Origin of the sequence: Kineosporia sp. A_224 (assembly GCF_002198655.1) — a bacterium.
Taxonomy (GTDB): Bacteria; Actinomycetota; Actinomycetes; order Actinomycetales; family Kineosporiaceae; genus R-H-3.
This window is the reverse complement of record NZ_MWLN01000135.1, coordinates 1-8,529: the sequence shown is the minus strand read 5'-3', so window position 1 is coordinate 8,529 and position 8,529 is coordinate 1. Positions and strand designations below refer to the sequence as shown.

At 74.2% G+C, this 8,529-nt stretch carries 8 protein-coding genes; 7 read left to right on the top strand and 1 reads right to left on the bottom strand.

Going from position 1 to position 8,529, the window contains the following annotated elements; translation table 11 throughout:
- Positions 1-187 precede the first annotated feature (187 nt).
- On the bottom strand, positions 188-1,402 hold the full coding sequence (locus tag EDJALFJO_RS12245) for an ROK family protein (protein ID WP_143448536.1): 1,215 nt from the start codon (positions 1,400-1,402) through the stop codon (positions 188-190).
- 247 nt (positions 1,403-1,649) lie between these two features.
- Between EDJALFJO_RS12245 and EDJALFJO_RS12240 the strand changes: the two genes are divergently transcribed.
- The 7 genes from EDJALFJO_RS12240 (at position 1,650) to EDJALFJO_RS12210 (ending at position 8,513) form a co-directional block, all read left to right on the top strand.
- Positions 1,650-2,930, top strand: coding sequence for an extracellular solute-binding protein (locus tag EDJALFJO_RS12240; protein ID WP_088285559.1), 1,281 nt, complete (start codon positions 1,650-1,652; stop codon positions 2,928-2,930).
- A 4-nt stretch (positions 2,931-2,934) separates the two neighbouring features.
- Entirely contained in the window at positions 2,935-3,855 is a 921-nt protein-coding gene (locus tag EDJALFJO_RS12235) for a carbohydrate ABC transporter permease (protein ID WP_088285557.1), read from the top strand.
- Complete coding sequence (locus tag EDJALFJO_RS12230; RefSeq protein ID WP_198950233.1) at positions 3,852-4,757, top strand: carbohydrate ABC transporter permease; 906 nt, start codon at positions 3,852-3,854, stop codon at positions 4,755-4,757. The genes EDJALFJO_RS12235 and EDJALFJO_RS12230 overlap by 4 nt, the downstream gene beginning before the upstream one ends.
- A complete protein-coding gene (locus tag EDJALFJO_RS12225) occupies positions 4,754-5,740 on the top strand; it encodes an ROK family protein (protein WP_088285555.1) in 987 nt (328 codons plus the stop codon). Before EDJALFJO_RS12230 ends, EDJALFJO_RS12225 begins: the two co-directional genes overlap by 4 nt.
- Entirely contained in the window at positions 5,737-6,975 is a 1,239-nt protein-coding gene (gene nagA, locus EDJALFJO_RS12220) for an N-acetylglucosamine-6-phosphate deacetylase (protein ID WP_198950232.1), read from the top strand. The genes EDJALFJO_RS12225 and nagA overlap by 4 nt, the downstream gene beginning before the upstream one ends.
- Before the next feature lie 22 nt (positions 6,976-6,997).
- Positions 6,998-7,780: a glucosamine-6-phosphate deaminase gene (nagB, locus tag EDJALFJO_RS12215; protein ID WP_088285553.1), complete on the top strand. Its 783-nt coding sequence runs from the start codon at positions 6,998-7,000 to the stop codon at positions 7,778-7,780.
- A gap of 193 nt (positions 7,781-7,973) precedes the next feature.
- Positions 7,974-8,513: a hypothetical protein gene (locus EDJALFJO_RS12210; protein ID WP_143448535.1), complete on the top strand. Its 540-nt coding sequence runs from the start codon at positions 7,974-7,976 to the stop codon at positions 8,511-8,513.
- Positions 8,514-8,529 lie beyond the last annotated feature (16 nt).

Sequence of the window (8,529 nt, the reverse complement as noted above, 5' to 3'; positions counted from 1 at the left end):
GACAGCGACCTGGCCTCGACCCAGGAGTGGCTCGGCCATGCGACCTCCTACCGGTGACTCCGGGGACCCCCGAGTGGGCCGACGGACATCTCCCCCGGTCCCGTGGAGCGCGGAGCAGCGGACCGGTCAGCACAGAGCGTAGACGACTGGAAACGCAAAGTCGCCGATCGACGCGGCGCAGGGACCGTCAGAAGGCGACGTGCAGCGCCTTCGAGAGCACGAGGGCGGCGGCCCCGCGCAGGGTCGCGACGTCGTCCGCCGTCCCGAGGACGACCCGGGTCGGGCCGCCCGGGTGCGCGAACGCCTGCTCCCGGGCGGCGACCTCGACGGCCGCCCGGAACGGCTCCCCCGCCCCGGCCGGGTCCCCGTGGAGGATGAAGAGCCCGACCCCGAGCACCTGCTGGAGGTTGGCGATGCCGAGCGCGACGCTGTCCGTGTAGCCGGCGAGCACCCGGGCCGCCGCGGCGTCCCGGGGCGCGAGAGCCACCAGTCCGGAGAGGTCGAGGCCGGCCGCGCCCGGTAGCCCGGCGGCCTGCGCCGCGGCGTGCAGCGCCTGCCGGTTCGCGAGCACCTCCCAGCAGCCGCGCCGGCCGCAGCGGCACAGCGGGCCGTCACGGTCGACGACCGCGTGCCCGACCTCGCCGCCGGCGCCGCGCGCGCCGCGGTGCAGCGCGCCCTCGAAGATGAACCCGGCCCCGATCCCGGCCCCCACGTAGACGGACGCGAACGAGGACTCGCCGCGCCCCGCCCCGAAGAGCAGGTCGCCGAGAGCCTGGGCCCGGGTGTCCTGGTCGAGGTACGCCGGAACCCCGGTGTCGGCCTGCACGACCTGCGCGAGCGGCAGACCGTCGAGCACCGGCGCCAGGCCCGCCCGGACGACGGTGCCGGCCTCGGTGTCGACCATGGCACCGAGAGCGATCCCGATGCCGTGGAGCGCTACCCCGGCGCGGGCCATCGTCTTGCGCATCGCGGCAGTGACCCGCCGGGTCACTCCGTCGGCGTCCACGTCGGCCGGGAACGACGACGCCGTCACGGCCGTCACCCGGCCGCCCGCGGTGACGACCGCGGTCTTGACCCCCTGCGGCAGCACGAGCATCGCGCCGACCGGCCAGCCGCTGTCGGAGAACCACAGCGGGCGGGCCGGCTTGCCGCCCTGGACGCCGCTCGCGAGCGGCTCGAGCTCCTCGAGGAGCCCGTCGTCGAGGAGCGGGGTGACGATCTGCCCGATCGTCGCGCGGGTCGACCCGGTGAGCCGGGCGAGCTCGGGGCGCGGCAGCGGCCCGTTCGCGTAGAGGGTCTTGAGCACGCGGGCACGGTTGAGCTCACCGGCCAGCGAGGCGGAGACCATCGCCGAGGCCCGGGGCGGACGGCGGGGCGGTGCGGACGGGGTGGACGTGCCCACGCGGGTCCCTTCTCGACGTCGGGCGGCCCGTCGATCGTACGGGCGTGCGAGGTTTGTCAACGACTCATCCGATCCTAAGCGCGGATGCGTGGTTCTGACAGCCCGACACCGGGCACGAACCGGACCGAAACCCGTTGTAAACGCTTGCGTTGCGGATCGGTAACACCCTTGACTGCTCTTCAGTTCGTATGCGAGTCTCACAAACTATCTCCCACCCACCGACGCTCGTTCCCCCAAGGAGAGTCGAATGAACAAGCGCTTCGCGGCGGCTGCCGCGGCCATCGGAGGCTTCGCGCTCACGCTGACGGCGTGCGGCGGCGGCACCGGCGCCGGGACCGCGGGCGGCGGCTCCGCGTCGTCGTCCGGCGCGGCCGAGAAGGTGACGTCGATCAAGCTCGTCGCGGCGGAGTACTCCAAGGAGAACACCGCCGCGTTCTGGACGAAGTTCGCCGAGGCCTACAAGGCCAAGACCGGCATCACGCTCGAGGTGCAGGTCGTCAGCTGGAACGACATCGACCAGCAGAGCAGCACGATGGTCCAGAACAACAACCCGCCGGACATCCTCAACCTCAACGTCTACGCGAGCTACGCCAAGGACGACCTGCTCTGGAGCGCGGACGACGTCCTGTCCGACGCGGTGAAGAGCGACCTGCTGCCGAACTTCGTCAAGAGCGGCACGTACGAGGGCAAGATGTACGGCATGCCCGACCTCTCGTCGGCGCGCGCCCTGTTCTACAACAAGGACCTCTTCGCCAAGGCCGGCATCGCCGGCCCGCCGAAGACCTGGGACGAGTTCGTCACCGACGCCAAGAAGATCAGTGCGCTGGGCAACGGGACCGTCGGCTACGCGATGCCGCTCGGGCCCGAGGAGGCCCAGGCCGAGTACTCGATCTGGATGTTCAACAACGGCGGCGACTGGAAGACCGACGGCAAGTGGTCGATCAACTCGCCGCAGAACGTCGAGACGCTGAAGTTCCTCAAGGACCTCTCGGTCACGCAGAAGGTGACGCAGAACAACCCCGGCAAGACCAACCGCACGGATGGCGCCTTCGCGCTGTTCCAGTCCGGCAAGGCCGGCATGGTCGTCGGGTTCTCGCCGCTGGCGGGCACGCTCGACAAGGACGCCAAGGTCTCGTACGGCACGGCGGCCATGCCCACCAAGGACGGTGGCACGCCGTCGACCTACGGCGTCACCGACTACCTCATGGCGTTCAAGAAGCCGGGCAACTCCGAGGCCGTCAAGGCGTTCTACGACCTGTACTACTCGCCGGACCAGGTCAACACGTTCATCAAGAACGAGGGCTTCCTGCCGGTCACGCAGTCCGGGCTCAAGGTGTTCGCCTCGGACACCAAGCTGACGACCTACCTGGACACCCTGACCGGCGCGAAGCTCACGCCGACGGACGACCCGGGCTGGGACCGCGTCAAGCTCGCCGTCCAGCAGTCCATCGGTGCCGCGGTGGCACCGGACGGCGACCCGCAGGCCGTCCTCGACTCCCTGCAGAAGCAGGCGGAGTCCGGGAGCTGACCGGGTGACAGCCACTGCTCCCGGGTCCGGCGCGGGCACGTCCCGCGCCGGGCTCGGCGTCACCGCGCTGTGGCTCGGCCCGGCGCTCGCGCTCATCGTCGGGGTCGTGCTCTACCCCGCCGTCGAGCTCGTCCGGGCCTCGACGAGCGACTACTCGATCACCGGGCTGCGCAAGGGCGCGGCGGGTGCGGACAACTACCGCCGCGTGCTCGAGCACCCCGACCTGTCGACGGTGCTGCTCAACACCGTCGTCTGGGTCGCCGCCGTGCTCGTGCTCTCGATCGTCATCTCGCTCGGCCTCGCCCAGCTCATGAGCAAGGAGTTCTTCGGCCGCAGGCTCCTGCGGTGGGCGGTCATCGTGCCGTGGGCGGCGTCCCTCGTCATCACCGCGCGGCTCTTCATGCTCCTGCTCGACTACAACTACGGGATCGTCAACCAGGTCCTCGTGGCGAGCGGGATCGTCGACACCCCCGTCGACTTCCTCGGGGACGACCGGTTCACGATGCCGTCGATGATCGCGGTCGGCACGTTCGTCACGCTCCCGTTCACCGCGTACGTGCTGCTCGCCGGCCTCAAGGGCATCCCGGACGACGTCTACGAGGCGGCGAGGATGGACGGCGCCTCGCCGTGGCAGGCGTACAGCCGGATCACGCTGCCCCTGCTGCGCCCGGCGCTCATGGTCGCCACGGTGCTCAACATCATCTACGTGTTCAACTCGTTCCCGATCGTCTACACGCTCAACGACCGCAACCCCGGGTTCGCCCACGACACGACGATCACCTTCATGTACAAGCTCGCGTTCAAGAGTGCCGAGAAGAGCGTGGGGATGTCCGCGGCCGCCGGGGTCTTCAACGTGCTGCTCATCCTCGTCGTCGTCCTGGCGTACCTGCGGATCTCGAACTGGAAGGAGGCGACGGACGCGTGAGCACCACGAGCATCGCCCGCCCCGCGGCGTCCGGGCCGGCGGGCCGGACGGCCGGCCCCGCCGTGCAGCGCCCCCGCGGCTACCGCCGGGTGCGGCCCTACGTGCTGTCCGTCGCGGGCCTCGCAGTGGCCGCGCTCTTCGCGCTGCCGTACGTCGTCATGCTCCTCGACGCGCTGCGGCCCAGCGGGGACGTCCTCGCCAGCCCTCCCTCCTTCCTGCCGCGGGAGTGGCAGTGGGGCACGTTCGGCACGATCCTGTCCGACGCCCGCTTCCTGTCGTGGCTCAAGTCGTCGCTGCTCGTCGCGTCCGTCTCGACGGTCGTCGTCCTCGTCGTCGCCGTCCCCGCCGCCTACTTCACCGCCCGGTACCGGTTCCGCGGCCGGACGGCGTTCCTCCTGCTCGTCCTCGCGACGCAGATGTTCTCCCCCACCGCGCTCGTCGTCGGCATCTACCGCGAGTTCTTCCAGCTGAACCTCGTCAACACGTACATGGCGCTCATCCTCACGAACGCGGCCTTCAACCTCGCGTTCGCGATCTGGATCCTCCAGGGCTTCTTCGCCTCGATCCCCAAGGAGATCGAGGAGGCCGCCCACCTCGACGGCTGCGGCCGGTTCGGGACGCTGTGGCGCGTCATGCTGCCGCTCACCCTGCCCGGGCTCGTCACGACCGTCACGTTCACCTTCATCGCGGCGTGGAACGAGTACGTCGTCGCCCTGACGCTCATCCAGGACGACGCCCGCAAACCGCTCACCGTCGGCATCAGCTCGTACGTCACCGGCTACGAGCAGAGCTGGGACCAGCTCTTCGCGGCGTCGATCATCGCGATCGTGCCCGTCGTCATCCTCTTCGCGGCGATCGAGAAGCACCTCGTCGGCGGGCTCACCGCGGGCGCCGTGAAGTGAGCGCGACCGGCCCCACCAGCAGCCCCGCCGACAGCCCTGCCGAGGGCGTCCACCTCGGGCTCGACATCGGCGGCACCAAGGTCCTCGGGGTCGCCGTCGGCCCGGCCGGCGAGGTGCTCGCCGACGTCCGGCTGGCCAGCGAGCCCGGGCCGGAGCGGGTCGTCGCGGTCGCGGCCGAGGCGGTCCGGGCGCTCGCCGACGCGCTCGGCACGCCGCTCGACACGCTCGCGGGCATCGGGGTCGGGGTGCCCGGCGTCGTCGACGCGCGCCGCGGCGTGCTCACGCACGCGGTGAACCTCGGGGTCGACGGCGAGGGGCTCGCGCTCGCCGACCGGCTCCGGGAGCGCACCGGGCTGCCGGTCGCCGTCGAGAACGACGTCAACGCGGCTGCCGTCGGCGCGGCCCGGGTGCTCGGCCTCGACGGCACCGACCTCGCCTACCTGAGCATCGGCACCGGGCTGGCAGCCGGGCTCGTCCTCGGCGGCCGGCTGCACCGCGGCACCCGCGGCGGGGCCGGCGAGATCGGCCACCTCCCGGTGGACCCGCTCGGCCCGGTCTGCCCGTGCGGGCAGCGCGGCTGCCTCGAGGCGCTCGTCTCCGGCAGCGCCATCGCCCGCGCGTGGCCGGTCGAGCCGGAGGCGCTCGCGCCCGGCGAGGGCCCCTCGCACGCGCTCTTCCGGGCCGCGGCCGCCGGCGACGAGAAGGCCGGGCAGGTCCGGGACCGGGTCGCCGACCACCTCGCCGCCGCCGTCCAGCTCCTCGTGCTCACGGTCGACGTGGACGTCGTCGTCCTCGGCGGCGGCGTCGCCGAGGTCGGCGAGCGGCTGCGGCTCGCGGTCGCGTCGGCGCTCTCCCGGCGGGCCCGGGCCTCGGCGTTCCTCGCCTCGCTCGACCTGCCCGCCCGCGTGACGACGGTCCCGCAGGGGCGCCCGGTCGCCGCGGTCGGCGCCGCGCTGCTCGCGCCCGGCCGGGAGGCCCGGTGACACCGCCCGTGCTCCCGCCGGCCGCGCACGTCCGGCAGGCCGGGCCGCCGCTCGTGCCCCTGCTGCTCACCGGTGGCGACGTCCTCGACGTCGGCACCGCGACGTTCGCGCGCGGTGACGTGCTGCTCATCGGCGGCCGGGTCGCGGCGCTCGGCGACGTGCCGGCCGACGACGTCCCGGCCGGCACCCACCGGGTCGACTGCACCGGGCTGCTCGTCACGCCCGGCCTCGTCGACGCCCAGGTCAACGGGGCGGCCGGCGCCGACCTCACCCGGGAGCCCGAGCGGCTCGCGGACGTCGCCCGGGCGCTGCCCGCGTACGGCGTCACGGCCTTCGTGCCGACCGTCGTCACCTCGGCCGCCGGGACCGTCGAGCGTGCCCTCGCCGCGGCGGCCGCACTCGCCACGGACGACGCCGCGCACGCCGGTGCCCCGGTGCGGGCGTCCGTCGTCGGTGTCCACGCCGAGGGCCCGTTCCTCTCCCCGGCGCGCCGCGGCGCGCACCCGCCGGCGCACCTGCGGGACCCCGACCGGGCGCTCGTCGCCGGCTGGAGCCGGGCCGGCGGGCTCGTCGTGGCCACCCTCGCCCCCGAGCTGCCCGGTGCCCTCGACGTCGTCGCCGACCTCACCGCTCGCGGCGTCGTCGTGTGGATGGGGCACACCATGGCGACGTACGAGCAGACCCTCGCCGCCGTCGCCGCGGGCGCCCGCGCCGTGACCCACCTGTTCAACGCGATGCCGCCGCTCGGTCACCGCGACCCCGGCCCGGTCGGCGCGGTGCTCGGCGACGACGACCTCGTGGCCGGCGTCATCGCCGACGGCCTGCACGTGCACCCGGCGGTCGTCCGTGCCGCGTGGAAGGCGCTGGGGCGCAGCCGGTTCATGCTCGTCAGCGACACGACGGCCGCGCTCGGCCTGCCCGACGGGCGCACCGTGCTCGGTGACCACGAAGTCGTTCTCGAGCGCGGCGCCGTCCGGCTCGCCTCGGACGGCGTGACGCTGGCCGGCAGCGGGGTCGGCCTGGACCACTGCGTCCGCACCCTCGTCGCGGCGACCGGCTGCCCGCCGGCCGAGGCGTTCGTCGCGGCCACCCGGACGCCCGCCGACCTGCTGCGCCGGCCCGACCTCGGGCGGCTCGTCGTCGGCGGCCGGGCCGACGTCGTCGTGTGGACCCCCGACCTGCACCCGCGCACCGTCGTCGTCGGCGGGCGCACCGCCGCGCCCGGACCCGCCTGACCGGACCTGCCCGAGGAGTGTCATGGAGGTCGTCATCCTGCCCGGCGCCGACGCCGTCGGGCGGCTCGCAGCGGACGCCGTCGAGGCCGTCCTGCGCACCCGCGAACGGCCCGTCCTCGGGCTCGCGACCGGGTCGAGCCCGCTCGCGACGTACGCCGAACTGCGCCGCCGGCACCGGGAGGCCGGGCTGTCGTTCGCGCACGCGACGGCGTTCCTGCTCGACGAGTACGTCGGGCTGCCGGCCGGTCACCCGCAGCGCTACCGCGCCGTGATCGACGCCGAGCTCACGTCCCGGGTCGACCTGCACGACAGCCGGGTGCACTCCCCCGACGGCGACGCCGCGGACGTCCCCGCGGCCTGCGCGGCCTACGAGGCGGCGATCGCGGCCGCCGGCGGGGTCGACGTCCAGCTGCTCGGGATCGGCTCGGACGGGCACCTCGGCTTCAACGAGCCGGGCTCCTCGCTCGCGTCGCGCACCCGGATCAAGACGCTCACCGCGCGCACCCGCGCCGACAACGCGCGGTTCTTCGCCGGCCCGGACGAGGTGCCGCACCACGTTCTCACGCAAGGGATCGGGACGATCCTCGACGCCCGGCACCTGCTGCTCCTGGCGACCGGCGAGGGCAAGGCGGACGCCGTCGCGGCGGCGGTCGAGGGGCCGCTCGCCGCGGCGTGCCCGGCATCCGCCCTCCAGCTCCACCCGCACGCGACCGTCGTCCTCGACGAGGCCGCCGCCAAGGGGCTGGCCCGGGCCGGGTACTACCGGGAGGTGTACGGCGGCAAGCCGGCGTGGCAGGGGCTGTGACGCCGCCCGGCCGAGCCCGCGGCAGGTGCTAGCCCTTCGAGGCAGCGCGGACCGCGACCTTCGGGCACGCACCGACCGGGCCACCTGGCGTAGCCCGCAGGTGCGATGGGAACCGGTACCCGGCGCCTGCGAGAAATGGTCCATCGCCCCCGGCGCCGCCCCCGACGCGGTGCCCGACCGGAAGGACCACCCGATGACAGCCCTGCCCCCCACGACCCGCCGCCTCGCCGTGATCGTCAGCGCGCTCGCCCTGACCGTCGGCGGCGGCGCCGCGACCGCCCTCGCGGCGTCCGGTGCCCCCGCCGTCGCCCGCCACGGCGCCGACGACCCCGCGAACCACGACGGAGGAGACGACAAGGGCGGCCTGCGCAACCGCACCCCGACCCCGACCGCGAGCGCCTCCTCCGCCCGGCCGACCTCTTCCCCGACGGCCTCGGCGAGCGCCTCGCACGACGCCGGGGACGACAAGGGCGGCCTGCGCGGCGGCCACGGCGCCGACGACGGCGCGACCGCCGGAACCCACCGGCACCGTAACCGCGGTGCGGACGACGGTGCGTCGCACGACGCGGGCGACGACCACGGCCGCCGCCACGGCGGCCACGGTGCCGACGACGGTGCCTCGCACGACGCGGGCGACGACCACGGCCGCCGTCGCGGCGGCGGCCACGGCGCCGACGACCGGGGCGGGGACGACCACGGCGGCCGTCACGGCGGCCACGGCTCCGACGACTGACCGACCCCCACCCGCC